Genomic DNA, 22465 nt, shown 5'->3' with positions numbered 1-22465 from the left:
TCACTCCTTCCCTTCAGGGCGTATAAAACGCGAAAATAACGATGGCAAATGCTCTTCAAGCCATTGTGCACCGGCAACGTCCTTATTTTTCCAGGCCGCCAGCAGCAGCTCCGGCGTCAGCAACTGCTCGGCTTCAAGCGCCAGCGGACGGTAGCTCAGATGCCAGGGCTCCACCGCCACGCCGTCACCCTCTTCGGTAAACGGACGGTAAAAACCAAATTCGGCCATATGTTCCGTCATCCACTGATTGAGTGGATAAAAATAGCCGCCTTGCTCGTATTCCCAGGGCTCCAGTTGCAGCTTTTGCCCGGCAGGCAAGAGCGAAGGATCGTAGACATCCAGGTCACTGCCCCAGTGATGGCGACTGGCGCCCGGCAAGGCCGACCAGCGCAGGATCGCTTCGCAAATTTCGCCGGTGGACAGCCGCGAGATGTCGATTGGCTGACTGTCCTTATCTAATACTGGGCGCTCGCCGCAGAATTTTCCATTCCAGATCGCCTGTTGCCGGCCAAAATCACGAAATGTGCTGGCGGGTTGCAGATCAAACCCGGCCTCCAGTGCCGCCTGCTGCATGGCGAGGAACGCAGCCACTGCGGCGGGCTGCAGCCGGTGGTTACCGCTCAGCGGTGCCAGATGGTCGGTTGAGCACCCGGTCAGCATTTCAGGTGTGATCATGCAACCAGTTGCTCCATGATGCGCTGGTACATACGGCTCAGCAGTTGCAAATCGGCCGCGTGCACGCATTCGTTGACCTTATGGATAGTCGCGTTGACGGGCCCCAGCTCAACCACCTGCGCCCCCATCTGGGCGATAAAGCGGCCGTCTGAGGTGCCCCCGGTGGTCAGCAACTGCGGCGTCAGTTCGGAGTAGTGTTCGACGGCGTTAACCACCGCATCCACCAGTGCGCCGCGCGCGGTCAGGAAGGGTTGACCCGACAGACGCCATTCGATGCTGTAGTTCAGCTGATGGCGCTCAAGCAGTTCTTCTACGCGCTGTTTAATCGTCGCGTCGGTCGATTCGGTACTAAAGCGGAAGTTGAACTGAACGAACATCTCGCCCGGGATCACGTTGTTGCTGCCGGTACCGGCCTGCACGTTGGCAATTTGCATGCTGGTTGGCGGGAAGAATTCATTGCCGTGGTCCCACTCGATCGCCACCAGCTCATTGAGGGCCGGCATGGCGCGGTGCACTGGATTATCCGCCAGATGCGGATAGGCCACGTGGCCCTGAATGCCGTGAATGTGCAGGTTGGCGGTGATTGAGCCGCGACGCCCGTTCTTCACCACGTCGCCGACGCGTTCGGTACTGGACGGCTCGCCGACCAGGCAATAATCCAGGCGCTCATTGCGCGCCATCAGCGCTTCCACCACTTTCACCGTGCCATGGGTCGCGCTGGCTTCTTCATCGGAGGTGATCAGGAAGGCCAAACGGCCCTGATGATGCGGGTTGGCCGCGACGAAACGTTCGGCCGCCACCACCATTGCCGCCAGCGAGCCTTTCATGTCTGCCGCGCCACGGCCATACAGCATGCCGTCGCGGATGGTCGGCTCAAACGGTGGGTTGTCCCAGCGTTTTTCGTCGCCGGTTGGCACTACGTCGGTGTGGCCGGCAAACGCCAGGGTTTGGCCTTCGCCACGCCAGGCCCAGAAATTCAGGGTATCGCCGAAAGGCATTGGTTCAACGGTAAAACCAATGGCTTGCAGACGTTCGATCATCAGTGCCTGACAGCCTTCATCGTGCGGGCTGAGCGACGGGCGTTTGATCAACTGTTGAGCCAGTTCGATAACCGGGCAAATCATGCTGCCACCTCGGAAATGAATTGCTGATAACCTTCGGCACTGAAGCCGAGCAGGGCGTGTCCGTTGCCGTCGTCCAGCAGTGGGCGTTTGATGATTGCCGGCTGCGCCAGCATCAGCGCGATGGCGGCATCGGCATTGTCACAGGCGGTGCGCTGAGCTTCATCCAGCTTGCGCCAGGTGGTGCCGCGGGTATTGAGCAGCGGTTCCCAACCGAGGCGTTCGACAAAACCGCGCAGTTGCTGTTCGTCCAGCCCGTCGGCGCGGTAGTCATGAAATTGATAAGCCACACCCTGTTCTTCCAGCCAGCGGCGCGCTTTTTTGATGGTGTCACAATTTTTGATGCCGTACATGGTCAACGTCATGGAGTAAGAACCTTCTCTGCAACCTGACACCGGCGCGTGGGGCCGGTGGTAAACCGCCGGTGGCGGTGAAATGAAAGCCAGCGACCAGCATGCCGAAAAATGGCGGGGAGTTCCACCGTACAATGGTCTGAAAGACCGGGGAAAGATGAAAAAATCCCGCTCGCGTTTATTGCGGTGCTTTTTTGCTAATCTCAATGTGCTACTCAGTTACCCCACATAGAAGAAGACCATGGAAAATTACCGCATTGAAATCACCGAAAGCGCCATTGATGAAATAGAGGAGCTGATCGCCGAAGGGTTGAATCAATATAACGATGAAGTCACCGGCACCAACGATCGCCGCCCGTTGGCGGTGGTGGTGAGAGACCCGAACAGCGGCGAGGTGCTGGGCGGGATTAGCGGGCGTTCATCGCTGGGCATGCTGTTTGTCGATCTGTTTCATCTGCCAAAATCGTTGCGTGGCTCAGGGTTGGGCAGTGAGTTGCTGCGCCGTTTTGAGCTGGAAGGGCGACGCAGGGGCTGCGTTTCCGCCGTGCTGTACACCATCAGCTTTCAGGCGCCGAAGTTTTATGAGTTGAACGGCTGGACGCGTTTTGGCGAGGTGCCCTGTCTGCCGGCAGGCACCAGCCGAGTCTTTATGATGAAAACGCTGTAGATGACTGGCCGAAAATTATTCTCTGGCCTGACGTAGTTTATAACTCAGGCTTTTTTTCACCATCGGCCATTCGTGGTCGATGATGGAAAAAACCACCGTATCTCGATAGCTGCCGTCCGCATTTTTCTGGTGATTCCTCAGTACGCCGTCTTGCTTGGCCCCCAGGCGCGTGATAGCTGCTCTGGAAACGTGATTATGCCAATGGGTACGAAACTCAACGGCAATCACCGCAAGAGATTCAAACAGATAACTGAGTAGCAACAGTTTACATTCGGTGTTGACGGCAGTTTTCTGATGGCTTTTGGCATACCAGGTGTAGCCAATTTCAGCACGACGATTTTGCCCGTCAGCATGACAAACCCGGGTGGTTCCGATGATTTTCTGCGTGGCGTTGTGGACTACAGCGAACGGCAATGCTCGCCCGGCAACCTGTTCACTTAAAGCCAGGTCGATATAGTCTTCTACGCTGTCTTCAGTGGGTACCGAAGTAAACCAAAGTTCCCAGAGACTCCCGTCTGTAGCCGCTTCAACCAGCTGTGGCGCATGTTTTTTACGTAACGGAATAAGGCTGATGCTTTCGCTTTTCAGTTCGGTTTCTACCAGCCAGGATGAGTCAGACATATTTTGCAGCTTCCCTTGTTGGATTCACTTTCCGGCCTGATCCTGGGACCAATGTTTCATTTCTTCGCTGATAAAATAGTTGACCAGGTCGCGATACATTTTTTCTATCACCTCCGGGCTTAAACCTTGCTCATCGGCCCAGATTCGTCTTTGCAGCAGCATGGCCTCAAAGCGTTCTTTGGCTCGCACCGCATCGGGGCTGGTCTTGAATTTGGCCGCCGCCTTTACGTAGGCGAAGCGCTGGGCGATCAGTTTAATGATGTTCTCGTCCATCATGTCTATTTCAGCGCGAATATCATTCATGTTCGCACAGTCCTGCGGAGACAGCCGATTTTCAATGAGCAATGGAAGGTTCCTTTAAGGTTTTTTCAGCGGATATAGCCGTTTTGCTGCAGGCGCGCCAATGCCGCGCTGTCGGCGTAGACCATACCGGTGGTCAGCTCACGGAAGTGGTATTTTTTGTAGAATTCCAGCTTGTCGGGCACCGAGTAGATAAACACTTTGCCGAGCGGGGCCAGATCCTGCATCACCCGATCCATCAATTGACGTCCCAATCCCCGGCCCTGAAAATCCGGATGCAGGGCGACGTCGGCCAGATAGGCAACCGAAGTCATGTCGCTAATAGCGTGGGCGGTGGCGATCAGCCGACCCTCCAGGTAGCCCCAGTAGCAAAATTGGCTGTGCTGATAAACGCGCTGTAATACCTGCGGATCGCGCTGGCCCAATCCGGCGGTTTCCAGTAGCCCGGCCAACTGCAGCCAGTCGACGCCGTAGCGGTTTGGGTCGGTCACTATTTCCATATCAGCCTCGCTTAGCCAATCCGATCCAAGTCGGCGGCGTATTGACGGATCGCACGTTGGTAGCTGCTGATGTCACTATGCGAGGAAGTTTCCGCCAGCAGCAGCAGTAAATCCGCGACCGCCTGTTTGGTTTCGCCCAGGTTATACAGCGTCATGGCGCGGAACAGCGTGAGCTCTTTGGCCTGCGGGAACTCGCTCAACCCGTCGTCGAAGGCGGCCAGTGATTGTTGGTACAGGCCGAGCGCCCGGTAGGTACTGCCCAGGCCAAGCCAGGCTTCCTGCCGTTGTGTTGCCGGCAAAGTGCGCGCCAGCGCTGCGAGGTAGCAGGGAATGGCCTGCTGCTCAAACCCCTGTACGTCATACAGGCAAGCCAATTGGTAGTGCAGCCCGGCGGCTTCCGGCTGTTGCAGCAACTGTTGTTGCGCCAGTTCGGTCGCTTCCTGATAGCGGCCCAACTCTTTCAATTGTTCGATGGTCAGCGTAGGGGACATTACATGGCCTTGGGTGAGTAGGGTTTTTGTCTCTTTTGCACGCTACTACGGAAGAATTCATCACACAAGGGGTAAGGCATCACAGCGGGAAGGTTGGCCCCGTGATCCGGGGCCGTTTTACTGCGGGCGATCAGAACTCGTGCTTGAGCGTCAGCATGAAGTTGCGCGGTTCGCCATAGTTACGGGTACTGTAGAAATTAACCTGCGAGTAGTATTTCTGGTCGAAAACGTTGTTCAGGTTAAGTTGCACCGAGGTCTGCGGCGTCAGCCTGTAACGTGCCATCGCGTCAACCAGAACGTAAGATCCTTGTTCGGCTTTACGATTGACCATTTCACCGTTATCGGCCCCACTAACGTTGGCGTAAACCTTGCTCTGCCAGCGTGCGCCACCGCCCAGCGTCAGGTCGCGCAAAGCACCCGTCAGTTGGTAGGTGGTGAACAGATTGATGCGCGTGCGTGGCTGCTCGGTGTTGAGATCGACCTTATCCTTGTCCTTCAGCGAGAAGTGCGTGATGCCAAACTGCGCGTTCCAGCCCTGGGCCAGTTCGCCGTTCAGTTCGAACTCGATGCCCTTGCTGGTGGCCCCCTGGCTCTCATGATAGGTCTGCTGCAGCCAGTCCAGATTGGCGGTGTCTTCGTCCAGCACGCCCAGCTTGTCCTGCGTGATGCGGAATGCCGACAGTGACAGATTGAGCCGGTCATTGAGCAAGGCGGCTTTAATGCCCACTTCCTTATTCACCCCTTCAATCGGTGCCAGGTAGTGACCGCTGCTGTCGAGCAGGTTCTGATCTTTGAAGATATTGGTGTAACTGGCATAGGCAGAGACCTGTTCGGTTAATTTGTAGACCGTACCGACGAATGGCGTGACCTTGTTTGCGGTGGTGGTAGTGGTGTTTTTAAAGCTGTTGAAGCGGGCGCCGAGCACCAGATCCAGCCGGTCGGTTAGCGAAAAGTCAGCGCTGCTGTAGAAGCCGATTTGCCGCGTACGGTAATCCATCTGTGGCATTTTGTCCGACCACTCGGGTTCGCCCAGCCCACCGTTCCAGTCCAGTAAGCTGCCGCTAAACAATTGTGAGGCGCTGGCGCTACGATAAGTGCTGTAACTGTGCTGCCAGGCGGAAGAACTGCCCACCACAAATTTGTGGTTGCGGCCCAGCAGGCTGAAATCACCGTTCAGTTTCAGGTCTACCGCATGCTGATCGCGGTAACCCTCATAACGCCCGGCATAAGGGCTTGAAGGTTTCACCGCCCAGGTATCGTGATCGATCAGTCCGCTCAGGCTCATCGCCATTTTGGCATCGAAAGCCTGACGGCTATGAGTGTAGTTGGCCACGCCTTTCCAGTCGTTGTCGAACTGGTGCTCCAGCGTCGCGAACTGGGTGCTGAGCGTGGTATCCCAGCTTGACCAGTCAGAGGCGCCGCTGTAGTGGCGATCCCAATTGATCTCGCTGCCATCGCTGAACCAGCCGGTCGGCAGGGCACCGCCCCAGGTGGAGGCTTTAGGCCGGTTCTGCTGATAATCGGCCCCCAGCCGCAGCAGGGTATCGCGGGTCAGATCGGCTTCCAGCGTGCCATAGAGAGTGCCTTTGCGTTCCTGATGCCTGTCCATAAACGAGTGGCTGCGCTCGCCGGCGGCCGCGATGCGCACCCTGACGCTACCTTCGTCATTGAGCGGTGTGCCGACATCGACCGTGGTGCGGTAATGATCCCAGGAACCGGCGGAGAGTTCGACGCGGGCAAAAGGCGAAAGGCTGGAGGCTTTCTTTCTCACCAGGTTGATGGCAGCCCCCGGATTACCGACGCCGTTCAGCAAACCGGCGGCACCTCTGACGATTTCGACATGATCGAGGGTGATCGAGTCAATTTCTGACTCACCGCCGGAATAGCCGGAATCAAAGAAGGTAGGAACGCCGTCATATTGATAATTATCGACGCTAAAACCGCGGTAATTGAACGAGGAGCGTTCGCTATCGTAGTTACTTTCGCTGACGCCGGTGGACCAGCGCAGAATATCTTTCAGCGAGTAAGCGTTGATATCGTCAATCTGCTGACGAGTGATGACCGAAACCGACTGCGGCGTATTTTTGATGCTCAGCGGCAAGCCGGTCGCGGTGCTCATTTGGCTGGTGGTGTAAGAACCGGTGTTTTCGGTGCTGCCGTCATCGCTCAGTGGCGAAGCGACTACCTCCAGCGTTTCTTCTTTCTGTGGGCGGGGAGCCTGATCGGTGCCCGCAGCCTGCGCTACCATGACCGGCAGGCAAAGCAGTACCCCACTGGAAAGGCGAGTCATAAAATTGGCCATTGCCTGCCTCACAGTCCGCCAAGGTTAATCTTGAGCAGATAATCCTGCTTTTTCTCCATCTCTTCCTTGGACTGCTTGATGCTGGCAAAGAGGGTATTGCCGTCCGCAGAAAGGGCCAGGCTGTTGGGCAGTGCGGTGGTGGTGATGCTGTTTTTGACCTGATAGCTGTTGCTGTCCACGATGCTGATGCGTTTGGCCTCGCGGTGCGTGATGTAGATTTCGCTGCGGGCCGGGTTGAACAGCACCGCCAGTGAGTTGATCACCTCAATCTGGTGCAGGATTTTGCCGCTGTTGATATCGACAACCAGCACTTTCGGCAGGTCAGGATCGGTGATGAAGGCACGGCCGGTTTTGCTGTCCAGGCTGATGTTCAGGAAAAAGTGTTTCTTGGCGGGCTCCACTACCAGGCGTTTGAGGATTTTGTGGCTGCTGATGTCCAGGGTAATGAGTTCACCGCCGCCATTAACGCAGTAGATATGGCCACGTTCGGTGTCCAGAGCAAGACCGGTGGGGTATTCGCCGACGTTGCTGATGGTGGCAATCTTTTCCCGTTTGGCGGTGTCGATCACCCACAGCACGCCTTGCTTCGCAGTGCCAGAGACATACAAACGCTGATTTTTCTTATCAAGCACCATTTCACGCGTTGGGGTGAACTGGTCCTCTTTCATGCTTTCGCTGAGTTGGATGGTGGCGAGTTCTTTACCGCTCTGGGTATCAATCAGGGTTACGGAACCGTCGACGGTATTGCCGATGTACAGAACGTGGCGTTCTTCATCCAGCGCGGTGGCGAAGGCGCGGCGTTGGGTAACGATCTTCCCCTCGGTGGCCAGCGTGGCCGGATTGATACGGTAGACAATGCCGCTGTTCTTGTCTTTGGCGAATGAAGGGGAAGAGGCGGCAAACAGGGTGTTGTTTTGGCCATCAAATGCCAGCTCATACAGGCCGTATCCCACCGGTTGGGTTTGGAAATGGCTTTCTGGCAGCTCAGCGGCCAGCGTTGAGCAAGACAGCAGCAGCATGGCGGAAGTCAGGGTGCTGAAAGAGAAACTTTTGCCTGGGGTGAACAGGTGCAACTTCATATACATTCCTTTACATCAATTTACGATTTGAGAATCGTAATGATATTGATAATTAATATCAATATCATTTTGTAATCATATGAAGTTATTGATGTCGACCTTGGCTGAGCGGTTGGCTGCCAGGGGAATGGCCCACCGCGGCAGATTTAGATCTTTTAGGTGCGTTGTTTGATGGATTAATAACGGAAGAGAATAGTCGGGATTAACCATTGATAAGATAAATACGAAAATGTGCACTATCCCCGGTTTTCGCGGGTGGCATCGTTCCCGAACCTCTTCACTTGCTCAAAAAACAGGCGTAGAATTCGCTTCGTCTATTAATTGAGGTTGTAAATTATTATGGTTGATCGTGAGTTGGGAAACTGGAAAGACTTCATCGAAGAGATGTTAGGTAACTGACACTGCGTTGAGGTTGATAACAAGGTTGGTTTATTTGTTCGTGATTAAAGCACCCTGGGAACGAGACGCTCGTTCGAGATAAAGCAGCATCGGTTTCCCGACGCTGCTTTTTTTTGCCTGCTATTGCGCGCTGTCTTGCGCTTTGGTGGTGGCTGCTGCCTTACCAGGGAAGCGGCGGCGCACCAGCACAAAGAACAACGGTACGAAGAAAATCGCCAGCAGGGTGGCGGAAATCATACCGCCCATCACCCCGGTACCCACCGCATGCTGGCTGCCTGAACCGGCCCCACTGCTGATGGTCATCGGCAGTACGCCGAAGATAAAGGCCAGTGAGGTCATCAGGATTGGCCGCAGACGCATACGTGAGGCTTCCAGGGTGGCCGACATCAAATCCTGACCTTTATGATTTAGCTCGTTGGCGAATTCGACGATCAGAATAGCGTTTTTCGCCGACAATCCGATGATGGTCAGCATCCCGACCTGGAAGTAAACGTCATTTTCCAGCCCGCGTAGCCAGGTGGCGGCAACGGCACCAATCAGGCCCAGTGGCACCACCAGCATCACCGAGAATGGAATCGACCAGCTCTCATACAGCGCCGCCAGACACAGGAACACCACCAACAGCGAAATGGCATACAGCGCCGGAGCCTGCGAGCCGGACAGACGCTCCTGGTAAGACATGGCGGTCCATTCCAGCCCGAAACCGGTCGGTAACTGGCTGACGATCTTCTCCATTTCGGCCATGGCGGTACCGCTACTGACGCCACTCGCCGCTTCGCCAACAATTTCCAGCGCCGAGCTGCCGTTATAGCGTTCCAGACGTGGAGAGCCATATTCCCAATGGGAGGTGGCAAAGGCGGTGAACGGCACCATGCCGCCCGCGCTGTTGCGCACGAACCATTTATCAATGTCGCCAGGCAGCATGCGGAACGGTGCGGCCGCCTGCACATAGACTTTTTTCACCCGACCGCGGTCGAGGAAGTCGTTAACGTAGGTTGACCCCCAGGCGGTTGACAGCGTGTTGTTGATGTCATCGATAGACACGCCAAGGGCCTGTGCCTTGCGCTGGTCAATATCAATCTGCAACTGCGGGCTGTCATCCAGGCCATTGTGGCGCACGCGGGACAGCAGCGGGTTAGCGGCGGCCAGTTGCAGCAGTTGATCGCGCGCCGCCATCAGTTTTTCGTGACCCAGCCCGGCGTGGTCTTCCAATTCCATATCGAAACCGGAGGAGTTGCCCAGACCGGTGATCGCCGGTGGACTGCTGGCAATCACCCGCGCCTCGTTAATTTTGCTGAAGGCCTTGGTGGCACGGTCGATGATATCGAAAGAGCTGTTGGCACCGGAGGTACGCAGTTCCCAATCTTTCAAACGAATAAACATACGTGCCACGTTTTGTCCATTCCCCCCCGGCCCCGCGCCGATGGTGGAGAACACCGACAACACGTCCTGCTTCTCTTGAGTCAGGAAGTATTGCTCAACCTTTTCCACCACTTTGGTGGTCTGCTGCAGGGTCGATCCCGGCGGCAACTGCACCTGCACGGTGAATACCCCACGGTCTTCCTGCGGCAGGAACGAGGTCGGCAGCTTGATAAACAGTAATGCCATACCGCCAAGCAGCAACAGGTAAATCACCATATAGCGGATGCTTGAGTGCAGCACCCGTGCCACGCCGCGCTGGTAGCGGTCGGCGTTGCGGTTGAACATGCGGTTGAACCAGCCGAAGAAGCCACGTTTACCGTGATGATGGCCTTTGGCAATCGGTTTGAGCAACGTGGCGCACAGGGCAGGGGTCAGGATCATCGCCACCAACACCGACAGCACCATGGCAGAAACGATGGTGATCGAGAACTGGCGGTAAATCGCCCCGGTGGTACCGCCGAAGAACGCCATCGGGATAAACACCGCCGACAACACCATGGCGATGCCGACCAGCGCACTCTGGATCTGCCCCATGGATTTGCGAGTGGCATCCCTGGGCGACAGGCCTTCTTCGCTCATCACGCGTTCGACGTTTTCCACCACCACGATGGCGTCATCCACCAATAGCCCAATGGCCAGCACCATGGCGAACATGGTCAGGGTGTTGATACTGAATCCGCAGGCCGAAAGAATAGCGAAGGTGCCCATCAGTACCACCGGCACGGCGATGGTTGGGATCAGCGTGGCGCGGAAGTTCTGCAAGAACAGGTACATCACCAGGAATACCAGCAAAATGGCTTCCAGCAGGGTTTTTACCACGTCTTTGATTGAGGCTTTAACGAACGGGGTAGTTTCATAGGCGACCTTCGCCTCCAGCCCGTGCGGGAAATACTGCGACAACTGGGCGATTTTGTCTTTCACCAACTGGTCGGTTTGCAGCTCGTTGGCACCGGAGGCCAGCTTGATGTTCATGCCGGCGGCCTGCATGCCGTTATAGCGGCTGAGATAGTCATAGTTCTCGCCGCCCAGCTCGATGGTGGAAACATCACCCAATGTCACCAGTGAACCGTCCTGGTTGACCCGCAAGGTGATTTGTTTGAACTGTTCCGGCGTTTGCAACTGAGACTGTGCGTTAATGGTGGCGTTAAGCGCCTGTTTATCGACGGAGGGCGTACCGCCGAGCTGGCCGACCGCCACCTGAGCATTCTGCGACTTGATTGCGGTGACGACGTCCTGGGTGGTGAGTTGGTAACTATTGAGCTTGTTGGGATCAAGCCAGATGCGCATCGCGTATTGCGAGCCGTAAACGTCCATGCTGCCCACGCCGTTGATGCGGCTGAGCGGATCCTGCAGGTTGGAGACGATGTAATCGGCAATGTCCTGCTTGTCCATGCTGCCGTCGGTGGAGACAAAGGCCACCATCATCAGCGTGGTATCACCGGATTTCGACACCGTCACGCCCTGGGTCTGCACCGCCTGCGGTAGCCGCTTAATCGCCGCCTGCAGTTGGTTTTGTACCTGCTGCATTGCCTCGTTAGGGTCGGTACCGGCCTCAAAGGTCAGCGTTACCGTGGCTCGTCCGGTATTGGTGCTCTGCGACGACATATACATCATGTTGTCCAGGCCCGTCATGTTTTGTTCGATAATCTGGGTGACGGTGTTTTCCAGCGTTTGTGCCGAAGCGCCGGGGTAGGTGGCGCTAATGCGAACGTTCGGCGGGGCCAGGTTCGGGTATTGTTCCACCGGTAAGGAAGAAATCGCCAAAGCGCCTGTCAGGCAAAGAATAATTGCCAGAACCCAGGCGAAAATCGGGCGATCAATAAAAAAATTGGCCATGCAGCGCGAACCTCGTTATGACTTGTTCTATCTTTAAGACGCATCGGAATTGCGTTTCTCAGCGGCTGGGAAGGATTCCGGCACTAATGCACTTTACGCGTGAAGGGGGAATAAAGCGTGGAGAAAAAAAGGAGATAATGTAAATAACGGTAGGAGAAACCCCTAATCACGCCGTCATTGCCATTAACACCGCGATTAAGACAATTTAATGACAATCAAGGACCTGGCCACTCGGGTTTCTCAAAAAATAATCAGGACTCACTTTAATGCAGGAGCAAGGCATGGAAATTAACCCGGTATTTGCCCGCCGTCTCTATCTGTGCTGGCTGATCAGCCACAGCGAACGGCCAAACGTCCCGCGTCTGATGGAGCTGACCGGCTGGCCGCGCCGTACCCTGCAAGACGTGTTGAAAGCCTTGCCTGGCCTGGGGGTGGAGTTGCAGTTTGTTCAGCAGGGTGTACGCAATAACGACGGTTTTTACCAGTTGGAAAACTGGGGACCTATCAACAAGGGCTGGGTTCACCAGCATCATCAGGCGCTGCTCGCCGCTATCGAATAAAGCCTCCCCGGCACGCCGGGGAAGGATTAATGACTCTTGTGCTCCAGATACATCACCGTTGCCGCCACGCGTGAACGTACGTCCAGCTTGCGCAGCATATTGCGGATGTGCACTTTCACTGTCTCTTCAGAAATGTGCAGCTGTGTCGCTACCTGCTTGTTGGACAGGCCACGCGCCACTTCCTGCAGCACGTCCAGCTCGCGTTCGGTCAGTTCGGCAAAGGGGTCGTGTTGTTCACTACGGGATGACAGATAGTCCGCTACCGCGTCGCTGATCACGTTCTGTCCTTCCGCCGCCGCGCGAATGTGCTCCAGCAATTGTTCCGGTTCACTGTCTTTGAGCAGGTAGCCGTCGGCGCCGGCGTCGATCAACGCGTACACGTCGTTGCGTGAATCCGATACCGTCAGCACGATAATACGGGCGTCCACGCCTTCATTGCGCAGCGCTTTCAGCGTGTCCAGACCGGACAACCCTTTCATATTCAGATCGAGCAGGATCACGTCCGGTGTGTGCTGCAGTGCGAGTGCAATGGCTTCGTTGCCGCTGCTGGCTTCGGCCAGCACGCTAAACAGCGGATCCAGCCCCAACAATTGTTTGATGCCGCGGCGCATCAGCGGGTGGTCGTCGACGATCATCACTCGGTAATTCTTCATCACCATGAAATATGCTCCCTGTAGCGAGTAAAGCCACTCAAACGCGCCGTGCAGCACGCTTCACAGTGGGACAGACTCTTATAAAATAGTGGCAATTGACGCCACAAACATCCTGAAATGACCGTTAGACTTCGCTAAACCGTAACGAAGGGTGAACAGTCCTGATTTTATGACGGGAATGTCAGGCGGACTTCCGTGCCGTCCGGCTCACCCCGCTGGATGCGCAGCGTTCCTCCCAGTCGCGCAGCGCGCTCGCTCATGATGGTCAAACCATAGTGGCCTTCAGGTTCATTCAGGCTGGCGATGCCGCAACCGTCGTCAGCGATGCTGATGCTGTTATCACCCTCGGTCGTCATTTCGCAGCGAATCACGATTTCCTGTGCTTCGGCATGTTTGATGGCGTTAAGCACCGCTTCGCGCACAATCTGTAGCGCATGCACCTGCTGCTGGGCATTGAGCGCCTGGGAAGAAAGCCGACAGTGTAACTGAATCCGCGCGCCGGTAAGAACCTTTAATGGCGCCAGCAATTGGTGCAGCGCGGTGTTCAAATCGGCCTCCTGAATGTTCAGGCGGAAGGTGGTCAGCAGCTCACGCAGTTGGCGATAGGCATCGGCCAGTGCCTGGTCAAAATCGCTAATAATCTCTTGTGCTTCAGGGGGGCTGTCCGCCAGCGTACGCTTGAGCAGGGTTAGCTGAATACGCAAAAACGACAGTGCCTGTGCCAGAGAATCATGCAGCTCGCGGGCGATGGTGGCGCGTTCTTCCATTAGCAAAAATTGCATATGCTGTTTTTGCGCGCGGTTAAAATAAATCCCCCGGCTCAGCATATTGGCCACGCTCTGCATCAGGTGCGGGTGGGGTGGCTGTTCTTTTTGCTGCCAGCTCAGTTCACCCAGGGGTTTGTCGCCCTGGACGATGGTCAGCGATTGCCAATCCAGCGTTGCCGAAGGGCTGCCGCTGTGCAAGTGCCATTCGCTGAGATTGTCTGCCACCTTTAGCCGGATACAGTGCAAATCTTCGCTTTGGCGCACAATATGCAGGATTTGTTCGAATGCCTGTTGGTCTATCTGCCGCACGCTCAGGGCTTGCGAGCAGGTATACAGCACTTCCAGCGTTTTGTTTGCCTGCTGCAGACGCTGGGTTTTCTCCCGAACTTTCTGCTCCAGCGATTGATATAATTTGGCCAGGTCGCCCGACATGGCGGTAAAGGCCTGTGACAAAACGCCCAGCTCATTCGGCAGGGCGATATCCAGTGGCGGATGGTTAAAGTCCCGCTGTTGCACGCGCTGGCTGGCATCCACCAGGTGCTTTAGCGGCGCGACCACCTGACGGCGCATAAAACGGATGCAAAACAGCACCAGGCCGATGATGGCGATAAAGCCCAATACGCTGATGGCCGCCACGATGGTCAGTTTCAGTTCTGAATAGCGCTGTAGCGCCAACACAAAATGGTCAATCTGGTTAACATAGCCGGCGATATTGGCCTGATAGTCGGCCGACTGTCCGGCCCGGATCTGCTGTGCCAGGGGTTGCCAGGCATGCTGCAACGACAGGTACTTTTCCCGCACCTCCGCAGGCACGTAAAAACGATCCAGCTTCTGCAACGCCGGGGCCTGCAGCGATTGCTGATACTGCAACAGATGCTGTTCCAGCTCCGGAGCCGGGCGAGTGAGATCGTAGGCCAGCCGGTAGCTCTGCATGCGCAACGAACCGGCAATGTTGACCGCTTCGGCGTCGCGCAGGCTGTCAGCCACGGTGGTCAGCGCCAGCCCGGTGGAGAGCACGGACAAAATCACAATGCAAAACAGCGCCTTGGCCAGGCTGCTGGTCACTGAACGTTTAACAAGCAATCATGCATCCTTTTCTCACGGGCGATGAGCATCGACGGGTTTCATTCGAAAGCAAAATTATAAGTTTTGCAACTAAAATGCGTAGCGTTTTGCATTAAATTGGCTGCCATCTTCATAAAAGGTCGACGCTGTATAATCAGCTAGATAGCGACTGGCAGGGGATCTTGCGGCTAACGACTCGAATAGATTGATCTGGCGCAAGCTACCCCCGCATTTACCCCTTTAGGGTAATTATATACCCCTCGCACTCCTCTTATCTTACCCACGTCTTTATCAAGGTTTATGCCTGCCGTTTTTCACGTCATGACGGCAACGGGAAATTCCTTGGCAATAACTACAATAACAATACAAAAACAGGTTCTATTTCACGCGGTGGCGTGTTTGCAATGTCGAGGATAACAGCATGACCGTATTGTCACGGCGTAACCTGCTCGGTGGACAATGGCGTCAGCCAGTCGCAGCGATCCGCCCCCCGTGGTCGCTGCAAGGATCCCTTTTTATTACCGGCTGCACTCGCTGCCAGGCCTGCGTTCGCGCCTGCGAAACCGGTGTGCTGATTAGCGGCAGCGGCGGTTTTCCCGAAATTGATTTTCAACGAGCAGAATGCACTTTCTGCGGGCGCTGCGTGCAGGCCTGCGAAGAACCGCTATTTCGCCCGTTGGCAGAAACCCCCTGGCGACAACATGCGGTATTCGATACCGGCTGCCTGGCGCAGCGGGGCGTGGAATGCCGCAGTTGCCAGGATAGCTGCGAGACCCAGGCGATCCGCTTTCGGCCCCGTCTGGGCGAAATGGCTCAACCGCTGCTGGATGCCACGGCCTGCACCGGCTGTGGTGCCTGTGTCGCCGGTTGTCCGGCCGGTGCCGTCACCCTAACCCAGAGCGAAAATAATGATGAATAACGAATGGCACGTCAGCGGGCTGGTGGTGCAGGCGCGGCCGGAAAAAATGCCACGGCTGGTCGCCGATTTGCTGGCGATAGCGGACACGGAAATCCCGGCCCAGGACCCGCAGCACGGCAAGCTGGTGGTGGTGATGCAGGCAGCTTGTTCCCATCAGCTGCTGGAAAAAATTGAGTCGGTACGCAATTTGGATGGCGTGCTGGCAGTATCGCTGGTTTATCACCAGCAGGACACTCAAGGTGAGGTAACGCCATGAAACTCAGTCGTCGAGACTTCATGAAAGCAAACGCCGCGGTCGCCGCTGCGGCAGCCGCCGGACTGACTATTCCCACGGTGGCGCAGGCGGTGGCAGGTAGTGCAGACGCTATCAAATGGGACAAAGCCCCTTGTCGTTTCTGCGGCACAGGTTGTGGCGTGCTGGTCGGTACCCAGAACGGCCGCATTGTTGCCTCACAAGGCGATCCGGAAGCGGCGGTCAACCGTGGGTTGAGCTGTATCAAAGGCTATTTCCTGCCAAAGATCATGTACGGCAAAGATCGTCTGACTCAGCCGCTACTGCGCATGAAGGACGGTCAGTACCACAAGGAAGGCGAGTTCACGCCGGTCAGTTGGCAGCAGGCTTTCGATATTATGGCCGAAAAGTTCAAGCAGGCCCTGAAAGAGAAAGGCCCGGAGGCGGTGGGCATGTTCGGTTCCGGCCAGTGGACGGTGTGGGAAGGCTATGCCGCCGCCAAACTGCTCAAAGCCGGTCTGCGCTCCAATAACCTGGATCCGAACGCCCGTCACTGTATGGCGTCAGCGGTAGTGGGCTTTATGCGCACCTTCGGCATGGACGAGCCTATGGGCTGCTATGACGATATCGAGCAGGCCGATGCCTTCGTGCTGTGGGGTTCCAACATGGCGGAGATGCACCCGATCCTGTGGTCGCGCATCACCGACCGTCGCCTGAGCAATGAGAAGGTCAACGTGTCGGTGTTGTCGACCTTTGAACACCGCAGCTTCGAACTGGCGGACAACGGCATGGTATTCACGCCACAGACCGACCTGGCGATCATGAACTACATCGCCAATTACATCATTCAAAACAACGCGGTCGATCAGGACTTCCTGAATCGGCACGTCAACTTCCGCCGTGGGGCGACGGATATCGGTTACGGCCTGCGTCCAACCGACCCACTGGAAAAAGCGGCGAAAAATCCGGGCAGTGACGCTTCGGACCCGATGAGTTTCGAGGAGTACAAAACCTTCGTAGCGGACTACACGCTGGAAAAAACGGCCAAAATGAGCGGCGTGCCGGAAGACCAACTGGAAGCGCTGGCGAAGTTGTATGCCGATCCGAACATCAAGGTGGTGTCGTACTGGACCATGGGCTTTAACCAACATACGCGCGGCGTGTGGGCCAATAACCTGTGCTACAACCTGCATCTGTTGACCGGCAAAATCTCCAAACCGGGCTGTGGGCCGTTCTCGCTGACCGGCCAGCCTTCCGCCTGCGGCACCGCGCGTGAGGTGGGCACCTTTGCTCACCGTCTGCCGGCCGACATGGTGGTCACCAACGAAAAACATCGGCAGACGGCCGAGCATAAGTGGCAACTGCCTGCCGGCACCATCCCGGCCAAAGTCGGGTTGCATGCGGTCGCGCAGGATCGTGCGCTGAAAGACGGCACACTGAACGCCTACTGGGTGATGTGTAACAACAACATGCAGGCCGGGCCAAATATCAATCAAGACCGCATGCCGGGCTGGCGCGATCCACGCAACTTTGTGGTGGTGTCGGATCCTTACCCGACCGTCAGCGCCCTGGCAGCCGACCTGATCCTGCCGACCGCCATGTGGGTGGAAAAAGAGGGGGCCTACGGTAATGCGGAGCGCCGCACTCAGTTCTGGCGCCAGCAGGTGAAAGCGCCGGGCGAGGCCAAATCCGATCTGTGGCAACTGGTGGAGTTCTCCAAACGCTTTACGGTGGAAGAAGTGTGGCCGGCCGAATTACTGGCACAGAAGCCGGAATATCGCGGCAAAACGCTGTACGACGTGCTGTTTGCCAACGGCGAGGTCAATAAATACCCGCTGACGGAGATCCCGGCGGATCAGCTTAACGATGAAGCGCGTGACTTCGGCTTCTATTTGCAAAAAGGGCTGTTTGAGGAATATGCCGGTTTTGGTCGCGGTCATGGCCACGATCTGGCGCCGTTCGATAGCTACCATCAGGCTCGCGGTCTGCGCTGGCCGGTGGTGGAGGGCAAAGAGACGCTGTGGCGCTACCGCGAAGGGACTGACCCGTACGTTAAAGCCGGAGAAGAAGTGCGTTTCTACGGCAAGCCGGACGGCAAGGCGGTGATCTTCGCGCTGCCGTTCGAACCGGCGGCGGAAAGCCCCGATAAAGAATATGACCTTTGGTTATCCACCGGTCGGGTGCTGGAACATTGGCATACCGGTTCGATGACCCGCCGGGTACCTGAGCTGCACCGTGCCTTCCCGCAGGCGGTGGTGTTTATCCACCCGCTGGACGCCAAAAGCCGCAACCTGCGCCGTGGCGAGAAGGTCAGGGTGCTGTCGCGCCGTGGCGAATTGATCAGCACGGTCGAAACTCGCGGCCGCAACCGTCCGCCAAGGGGACTGGTGTATATGCCGTTCTTTGATGCGGCGCAGCTGGTCAACAACCTGACACTGGACGCCACCGATCCGCTTTCCAAAGAAGTCGACTTCAAAAAATGCGCGGTGAAGTTGGAGAAGGTGTGAGGTTGATGCATTGCGCGATGAACACCCCATTTAATGACCCGGGAGCCAAATAAAAATGAAAAGCCCTGTTGTGAAAAAGACGCTTGCCCTGTGGGTGACCTTGTTGTCGCTGGCCTTTGCCGGCCTGGCGTTTGCTGCCAGTGATGTCGATCTCAGTAAGTCTCCGGAAGTGTCCGCGACTGCCAGCGGGCCGATCTCGATGCCAAAGCAGCAGGAGCGGATGGCGCTGAACTACGTCAATCAGCCGCCGATGATCCCGCATAGCGTGGATGGTTATCAGATCAGCAAGAACACCAACCGCTGCCTGCAGTGCCACGGCGTGGAACATTACCGCACCACCGGTGCGCCGCGTATCAGCCCGACGCATTTTATGGATCGGGACGGCAAGGTGCTGAGCGAAGTCGCGCCGCGTCGCTATTTCTGTCTGCAGTGCCACGTACCGCAAACCGACGCGGCGCCGATTGTCGGCAATGATTTCCAGCCCATGCCGGGCTTTGGGCATTAAGCGGGGGAGCTATGAGCGAAGACAAACACACCACCACTGAAAAAAAGCCCGGCCGCCTGTTGCGATTATGGCGCTGGTGGCGCAGGCCAAGCCGCCTGGCGCTGGGGACGCTGCTGTTGCTCGGCTTTGGCGCCGGCATCATCTTCTGGGGCGGTTTTAATACCGGCATGGAGGCAGCCAATACCGAACAGTTCTGTATCGGCTGCCATGAAATGCGCGAAAACGTCTATGAGGAATACATGGGCACGGTGCATTACAACAACCGCAGCGGCGTGCGCGCCACCTGTCCGGATTGCCACGTGCCCCATGAGTGGGGGCCGAAAATGTTGCGTAAGATTAAGGCCAGCAAGGAGTTGTACGCCAAGGCGTTCGGGCTGATCGACACGCCACAGAAATTTGATCAGCATCGGTTAGCGATGGCGAGCAATGAATGGGCACGCATGAAGGCCAATGACTCGCAAGAGTGCCGCAACTGCCATAACTTTGAATATATGGACTTTAGCGCGCAAAAAACCGTGGCGGCGAAGATGCACGACAAGGCGATAACCGAAGGCAAAACCTGTATCGATTGCCACAAGGGTATCGCCCATAAGCTGCCGGATATGCGCGACGTCCCTAACGGTTTCTAAATATCGTTGAGGGTAAAAACCCCGTGGTTCTGTATGAGCTGCGGGGTTTTTTGTTGCAAATCCGTTGTCACTTCGGCGCTTAATCGCGGTATCCTTTTTGCGTTTCAGCTAACGGAAAAGAGAAGGGTTCATGTCAGCGAAAATTGAGAATGTGAAAAAAGAGCTGTTGTCGGATAACTGGTATGTGCTGCACAAATATACTTTTGATCTCAAGCGCAAGGATGGCGGTTCCGTTCAGCAGATGCGCGAAGTCTACGATCGCGGTAACGGTGCGACCATTTTGTTGTATAACCGCGCCAAGGGCACGGTAGTGCTGACCAATCAATTCCGTATGCCGACCTATGTTAACGGCAATGAGAGCGGCATGCTGCTGGAGGCCTGTGCGGGCCTGCTGGATGCCGATTCACCGGAACAATGTGCGCGACGTGAGGCGGTGGAAGAAACCGGTTTTCAGGTCGGTGAGGTGAAGAAGGTTTTCGAAGCCTATATGTCGCCGGGCGGCGTGACCGAAATTATTTATTTCTTTATTGCCGAATACCATGACGATGAACGTCATGCGGCCGGTGGCGGTATCGAAGACGAAGATATTGAAGTGGTGGAACTGCCGTTCACCGAGGCGGTGGCGATGATCGCCGACGGGCGCATGAAAGACGGCAAGACCATTATGCTGCTGCAGTACCTGCAAATTCACCGCATTATGGAATAAAAAAACCCGGCATCGCTGCATGCCGGGCTGATGAGAGCAATATATTCAGTCACCCTCTCCAGGGGGAGAGGGCCGGGGTGAGGGGCTTTAGCCTCTGTTCTGCCTGTTTCCCCTCACCCTAAACCCTCTCCCAAAGGAGAGGGAACTATTTCAGCAGTGCCTGCGCCTTGGCCACCACGTTGTCCACGGTGAAGCCAAACTCTTTGAACAGCTGCTCTGCCGGGGCTGACTCACCAAAGGTGGTCATGCCGACGATGGCGCCGTTCAGGCCCACGTACTTGTACCAGTAGTCCGCGATACCCGCTTCTACCGCCACACGCGCCGTCACGGCCGCCGGCAGCACGGATTCACGGTAGGCCGCATCCTGCTTGTCGAATGCATCGGTGGACGGCATGGAGACCACACGCACCTTACGGCCCGCGGCGGTCAGCTGGTCTGCCGCTTCCACGGTGATACCCACTTCCGACCCGGTGGCAATCAGGATCACGTCCGGCGTACCGGCGCAGTCCTTCAGCACATAACCGCCACGGTAGACGTTGGCCAGCTGCTCTGCAGTACGCGGCTGCTGGGTCAGGTTCTGACGCGAGAAAATCAGCGTGGTCGGGCCGTCGTTGCGCTCAATGCCGTACTGCCAGGCCACCGCCGACTCCACCTGGTCACACGGGCGCCAGGTGCTCATGTTCGGGGTCACGCGCAGGCTGGCCATTTGCTCAACCGGCTGGTGCGTCGGGCCGTCTTCGCCCAGACCGATGGAGTCGTGGGTGTAGACGAACACGTTGCGGATTTTCATCAGCGCCGCCATACGCACCGCATTACGGGCGTATTCCACGAACATCAGGAAGGTCGCCGAGTACGGCAGGAAGCCGCCGTGCAGCGCGATGCCGTTGGTGATGGCGGTCATGCCGAACTCGCGCACGCCGTAGTGGATGTAGTTACCCGCCAGGTCAACGTTCAGCGGTTTGGAGCCGGACCACATCGTCAGGTTGCTCGGTGCCAGGTCAGCGGAGCCGCCGAGAAATTCCGGCAGCACCTTGCCGAAGGTTTCCAGCGCGTTCTGCGAGGCCTTGCGGCTGGCGATATTGGCCGGGTTGGCCTGCAGTTTTTCCACGAAGGCTTTGGCTTCGGCTTTCCAGTTGGCCGGCAGTTCACCGTTCACACGGCGTTTGAACTCGGCAGCCAGCTCCGGGAAGGCCTTGGCGTAAGCGGCGAACTTGTCGTTCCAGGCCGCTTCCTTGGCCTTGCCGGCTTCCTTGGCGTCCCACTGGGCATAGATGTCCTGCGGGATTTCGAAGGCGGCGTATTTCCAGCCCAGGGCTTCGCGGGTGGCGGCCACTTCGGCGGCGCCCAGCGCCGCACCGTGCACGTCGTGGGTCCCGGCCTTGTTCGGGGAGCCAAAACCAATCACGGTTTTGCACATCAGCAGGGACGGCTTGTCGGTGACCTTGCGGGCTTCTTCAATCGCGGCCTTGATGGCGTCCGGGTTGTGACCGTCAACGTGACGCACCACGTGCCAGCCGTAGGCTTCAAAGCGCTCGGCGGTGTTGTCGGTGAACCAGCCTTCCACATGACCGTCGATGGAGATGCCGTTGTCATCGTAGAACGCGGTCAGTTTGCCGAGCTTGAGGGTACCGGCCAGCGAGCAGACTTCGTGGGAGATACCTTCCATCATGCAGCCGTCGCCCATAAAGGCGTAGGTGTGGTGGTCAACGATGTCATGACCCGGGCGGTTGAACTGCGCGCCCAGGGTGCGTTCGGCAATGGCGAAACCGACGGCGTTGGCGATACCCTGACCCAGTGGGCCGGTGGTGGTTTCGACGCCAGGGGTGTAGCCGTATTCCGGGTGGCCCGGGGTTTTGGAGTGCAGCTGGCGGAAGTTTTCCAGCTCGCTCATCGGCAGGTCGTAGCCGGTGAGGTGCAACAGGCTGTAAATCAGCATGGAGCCATGGCCGTTGGAGAGGACGAAGCGGTCACGGTCAGCCCAGTGCGGGTTGGTCGGGTTGTGGTTCAGGTAGTCACGCCACAGGACTTCGGCGATGTCCGCCATGCCCATAGGTGCACCCGGGTGGCCGGAATTTGCTTTTTGTACGGCGTCCATGCTGAGTGCGCGGATGGCGTTGGCAAGCTCTTTACGAGAGGACATGTTTTACTCCAGTGTG

22 protein-coding genes are annotated in these 22465 nt (G+C 56.8%); 9 read left to right on the top strand and 13 right to left on the bottom strand.

Annotated elements, in window-relative coordinates:
- Genes E5C26_RS17965 through E5C26_RS17955 form a run of 3 tightly spaced genes read right to left on the bottom strand, consistent with a single transcriptional unit; the run spans position 1 to position 2161 of the window.
- Positions 1–675 carry a M15 family metallopeptidase gene (locus E5C26_RS17965; protein ID WP_135317515.1) on the bottom strand — a complete coding sequence of 225 codons (675 nt, stop codon included), beginning with the start codon at positions 673–675 and terminating at the stop codon, positions 1–3.
- A complete protein-coding gene (gene dapE / locus E5C26_RS17960; protein ID WP_135317514.1) occupies positions 672–1799 on the bottom strand; it encodes a succinyl-diaminopimelate desuccinylase in 1128 nt (375 codons plus the stop codon). The genes E5C26_RS17965 and dapE overlap by 4 nt, the downstream gene beginning before the upstream one ends.
- Positions 1796–2161: an ArsC family reductase gene (locus tag E5C26_RS17955; RefSeq protein WP_085118090.1), complete on the bottom strand. Its 366-nt coding sequence runs from the start codon at positions 2159–2161 to the stop codon at positions 1796–1798. The genes dapE and E5C26_RS17955 overlap by 4 nt, the downstream gene beginning before the upstream one ends.
- Before the next feature lie 229 nt (positions 2162–2390).
- Here E5C26_RS17955 and E5C26_RS17950 point away from each other — a divergent pair, with 229 nt between their 5' ends.
- Positions 2391–2816 (top strand): GNAT family N-acetyltransferase, encoded by a 426-nt coding sequence (locus E5C26_RS17950; protein ID WP_135317513.1) that lies wholly within the window; start codon positions 2391–2393, stop codon positions 2814–2816.
- Positions 2817–2831: 15 nt separating this feature from the next.
- Here the strand turns inward: E5C26_RS17950 and E5C26_RS17945 are convergent, their stop codons facing one another.
- The 6 genes from E5C26_RS17945 to yncE all read right to left on the bottom strand — a co-directional run bounded on the left by E5C26_RS17945 (position 2832) and on the right by yncE (position 8109).
- Entirely contained in the window at positions 2832–3437 is a 606-nt protein-coding gene (locus tag E5C26_RS17945) for a GNAT family N-acetyltransferase (protein ID WP_135317512.1), read from the bottom strand.
- Between the two features lie 24 nt (positions 3438–3461).
- Positions 3462–3782: an isochorismate lyase gene (locus tag E5C26_RS17940; RefSeq protein ID WP_135317511.1), complete on the bottom strand. Its 321-nt coding sequence runs from the start codon at positions 3780–3782 to the stop codon at positions 3462–3464.
- Positions 3783–3805: 23 nt separating this feature from the next.
- Positions 3806–4237 carry a GNAT family N-acetyltransferase gene (locus E5C26_RS17935; RefSeq protein WP_135317510.1) on the bottom strand — a complete coding sequence of 144 codons (432 nt, stop codon included), beginning with the start codon at positions 4235–4237 and terminating at the stop codon, positions 3806–3808.
- 11 nt (positions 4238–4248) lie between these two features.
- A complete protein-coding gene (locus E5C26_RS17930) occupies positions 4249–4728 on the bottom strand; it encodes a tetratricopeptide repeat protein (RefSeq protein ID WP_135317509.1) in 480 nt (159 codons plus the stop codon).
- A gap of 130 nt (positions 4729–4858) precedes the next feature.
- Positions 4859–7030: a TonB-dependent siderophore receptor gene (locus E5C26_RS17925; protein ID WP_135317508.1), complete on the bottom strand. Its 2172-nt coding sequence runs from the start codon at positions 7028–7030 to the stop codon at positions 4859–4861.
- Positions 7031–7038: 8 nt separating this feature from the next.
- On the bottom strand, positions 7039–8109 hold the full coding sequence (gene yncE / locus E5C26_RS17920) for a 7-bladed beta-propeller protein YncE (protein WP_135317507.1): 1071 nt from the start codon (positions 8107–8109) through the stop codon (positions 7039–7041).
- Between the two features lie 339 nt (positions 8110–8448).
- Here yncE and ypfM point away from each other — a divergent pair, with 339 nt between their 5' ends.
- Positions 8449–8508 carry a protein YpfM gene (gene ypfM, locus E5C26_RS17915; protein ID WP_112349006.1) on the top strand — a complete coding sequence of 20 codons (60 nt, stop codon included), beginning with the start codon at positions 8449–8451 and terminating at the stop codon, positions 8506–8508.
- Positions 8509–8628: 120 nt separating this feature from the next.
- On the opposite strand, the gene acrD is transcribed toward ypfM, so the two are convergent.
- Entirely contained in the window at positions 8629–11766 is a 3138-nt protein-coding gene (gene acrD, locus E5C26_RS17910) for a multidrug efflux RND transporter permease AcrD (RefSeq protein ID WP_135317506.1), read from the bottom strand.
- A gap of 281 nt (positions 11767–12047) precedes the next feature.
- Between acrD and E5C26_RS17905 the strand changes: the two genes are divergently transcribed.
- Complete coding sequence (locus E5C26_RS17905; protein ID WP_017893610.1) at positions 12048–12326, top strand: winged helix-turn-helix domain-containing protein; 279 nt, start codon at positions 12048–12050, stop codon at positions 12324–12326.
- Positions 12327–12352: 26 nt separating this feature from the next.
- On the opposite strand, the gene E5C26_RS17900 is transcribed toward E5C26_RS17905, so the two are convergent.
- Positions 12353–12985 (bottom strand): response regulator, encoded by a 633-nt coding sequence (locus tag E5C26_RS17900; RefSeq protein ID WP_135317505.1) that lies wholly within the window; start codon positions 12983–12985, stop codon positions 12353–12355.
- 161 nt (positions 12986–13146) lie between these two features.
- On the bottom strand, positions 13147–14829 hold the full coding sequence (gene narQ, locus E5C26_RS17895; RefSeq protein WP_135317504.1) for a nitrate/nitrite two-component system sensor histidine kinase NarQ: 1683 nt from the start codon (positions 14827–14829) through the stop codon (positions 13147–13149).
- Between the two features lie 403 nt (positions 14830–15232).
- On the opposite strand from narQ, the gene napF reads away from it, so the two are divergent.
- From napF to nudK, 6 genes are all read left to right on the top strand, one after another.
- Positions 15233–15730, top strand: coding sequence for a ferredoxin-type protein NapF (gene napF / locus E5C26_RS17890; protein WP_135317503.1), 498 nt, complete (start codon positions 15233–15235; stop codon positions 15728–15730).
- Complete coding sequence (gene napD / locus E5C26_RS17885; protein WP_167796670.1) at positions 15720–15986, top strand: chaperone NapD; 267 nt, start codon at positions 15720–15722, stop codon at positions 15984–15986. The genes napF and napD overlap by 11 nt, the downstream gene beginning before the upstream one ends.
- On the top strand, positions 15983–18469 hold the full coding sequence (gene napA, locus E5C26_RS17880) for a nitrate reductase catalytic subunit NapA (RefSeq protein ID WP_135317502.1): 2487 nt from the start codon (positions 15983–15985) through the stop codon (positions 18467–18469). The genes napD and napA overlap by 4 nt, the downstream gene beginning before the upstream one ends.
- 55 nt (positions 18470–18524) lie before the next feature.
- A complete protein-coding gene (gene napB / locus E5C26_RS17875) occupies positions 18525–18974 on the top strand; it encodes a nitrate reductase cytochrome c-type subunit (RefSeq protein WP_135317501.1) in 450 nt (149 codons plus the stop codon).
- Positions 18975–18985: 11 nt separating this feature from the next.
- Complete coding sequence (gene napC, locus E5C26_RS17870; RefSeq protein WP_135317500.1) at positions 18986–19603, top strand: cytochrome c-type protein NapC; 618 nt, start codon at positions 18986–18988, stop codon at positions 19601–19603.
- 130 nt (positions 19604–19733) lie between these two features.
- Positions 19734–20309 (top strand): GDP-mannose pyrophosphatase NudK, encoded by a 576-nt coding sequence (gene nudK / locus E5C26_RS17865; protein WP_135317499.1) that lies wholly within the window; start codon positions 19734–19736, stop codon positions 20307–20309.
- A gap of 145 nt (positions 20310–20454) precedes the next feature.
- Here the strand turns inward: nudK and tkt are convergent, their stop codons facing one another.
- The gene (tkt, locus tag E5C26_RS17860; protein WP_135317498.1) at positions 20455–22449 is read right to left on the bottom strand and encodes a transketolase; all 1995 of its coding nucleotides are present in this window, start codon (positions 22447–22449) and stop codon (positions 20455–20457) included.
- Between the last annotated feature and the right edge of the window lie 16 nt (positions 22450–22465).

The sequence above is a fragment of the Serratia proteamaculans genome, assembly GCF_004684015.1.
Taxonomy (GTDB): domain Bacteria; phylum Pseudomonadota; class Gammaproteobacteria; order Enterobacterales; family Enterobacteriaceae; genus Serratia; species Serratia proteamaculans_F.
The sequence above is the reverse complement of the archived record's forward strand: the minus strand, read 5'-3'. Positions and strand labels throughout refer to the sequence as shown.

Bases quoted from the DNA above. Each gene is read 5' to 3' on its own strand.
- E5C26_RS17925 (WP_135317508.1), bottom strand. From the start codon at position 7,030: ATGGCCAATTTTATGACTCGCCTTTCCAGTGGGGTACTGCTTTGCCTG.
- acrD (WP_135317506.1), bottom strand. From the start codon at position 11,766: ATGGCCAATTTTTTTATTGATCGCCCGATTTTCGCCTGGGTTCTGGCA.
- nudK (WP_135317499.1), top strand. From the start codon at position 19,734: ATGTCAGCGAAAATTGAGAATGTGAAAAAAGAGCTGTTGTCGGATAAC.
- napC (WP_135317500.1), top strand. From the start codon at position 18,986: ATGAGCGAAGACAAACACACCACCACTGAAAAAAAGCCCGGCCGCCTG.
- napB (WP_135317501.1), top strand. From the start codon at position 18,525: ATGAAAAGCCCTGTTGTGAAAAAGACGCTTGCCCTGTGGGTGACCTTG.
- E5C26_RS17945 (WP_135317512.1), bottom strand. From the start codon at position 3,437: ATGTCTGACTCATCCTGGCTGGTAGAAACCGAACTGAAAAGCGAAAGC.
- tkt (WP_135317498.1), bottom strand. From the start codon at position 22,449: ATGTCCTCTCGTAAAGAGCTTGCCAACGCCATCCGCGCACTCAGCATG.
- E5C26_RS17900 (WP_135317505.1), bottom strand. From the start codon at position 12,985: ATGGTGATGAAGAATTACCGAGTGATGATCGTCGACGACCACCCGCTG.
- napD (WP_167796670.1), top strand. From the start codon at position 15,720: ATGATGAATAACGAATGGCACGTCAGCGGGCTGGTGGTGCAGGCGCGG.
- E5C26_RS17905 (WP_017893610.1), top strand. From the start codon at position 12,048: ATGGAAATTAACCCGGTATTTGCCCGCCGTCTCTATCTGTGCTGGCTG.
- napF (WP_135317503.1), top strand. From the start codon at position 15,233: ATGACCGTATTGTCACGGCGTAACCTGCTCGGTGGACAATGGCGTCAG.
- napA (WP_135317502.1), top strand. From the start codon at position 15,983: ATGAAACTCAGTCGTCGAGACTTCATGAAAGCAAACGCCGCGGTCGCC.
- E5C26_RS17930 (WP_135317509.1), bottom strand. From the start codon at position 4,728: ATGTCCCCTACGCTGACCATCGAACAATTGAAAGAGTTGGGCCGCTAT.
- dapE (WP_135317514.1), bottom strand. From the start codon at position 1,799: ATGATTTGCCCGGTTATCGAACTGGCTCAACAGTTGATCAAACGCCCG.
- E5C26_RS17950 (WP_135317513.1), top strand. From the start codon at position 2,391: ATGGAAAATTACCGCATTGAAATCACCGAAAGCGCCATTGATGAAATA.
- yncE (WP_135317507.1), bottom strand. From the start codon at position 8,109: ATGAAGTTGCACCTGTTCACCCCAGGCAAAAGTTTCTCTTTCAGCACC.
- E5C26_RS17965 (WP_135317515.1), bottom strand. From the start codon at position 675: ATGATCACACCTGAAATGCTGACCGGGTGCTCAACCGACCATCTGGCA.
- E5C26_RS17955 (WP_085118090.1), bottom strand. From the start codon at position 2,161: ATGACGTTGACCATGTACGGCATCAAAAATTGTGACACCATCAAAAAA.
- E5C26_RS17935 (WP_135317510.1), bottom strand. From the start codon at position 4,237: ATGGAAATAGTGACCGACCCAAACCGCTACGGCGTCGACTGGCTGCAG.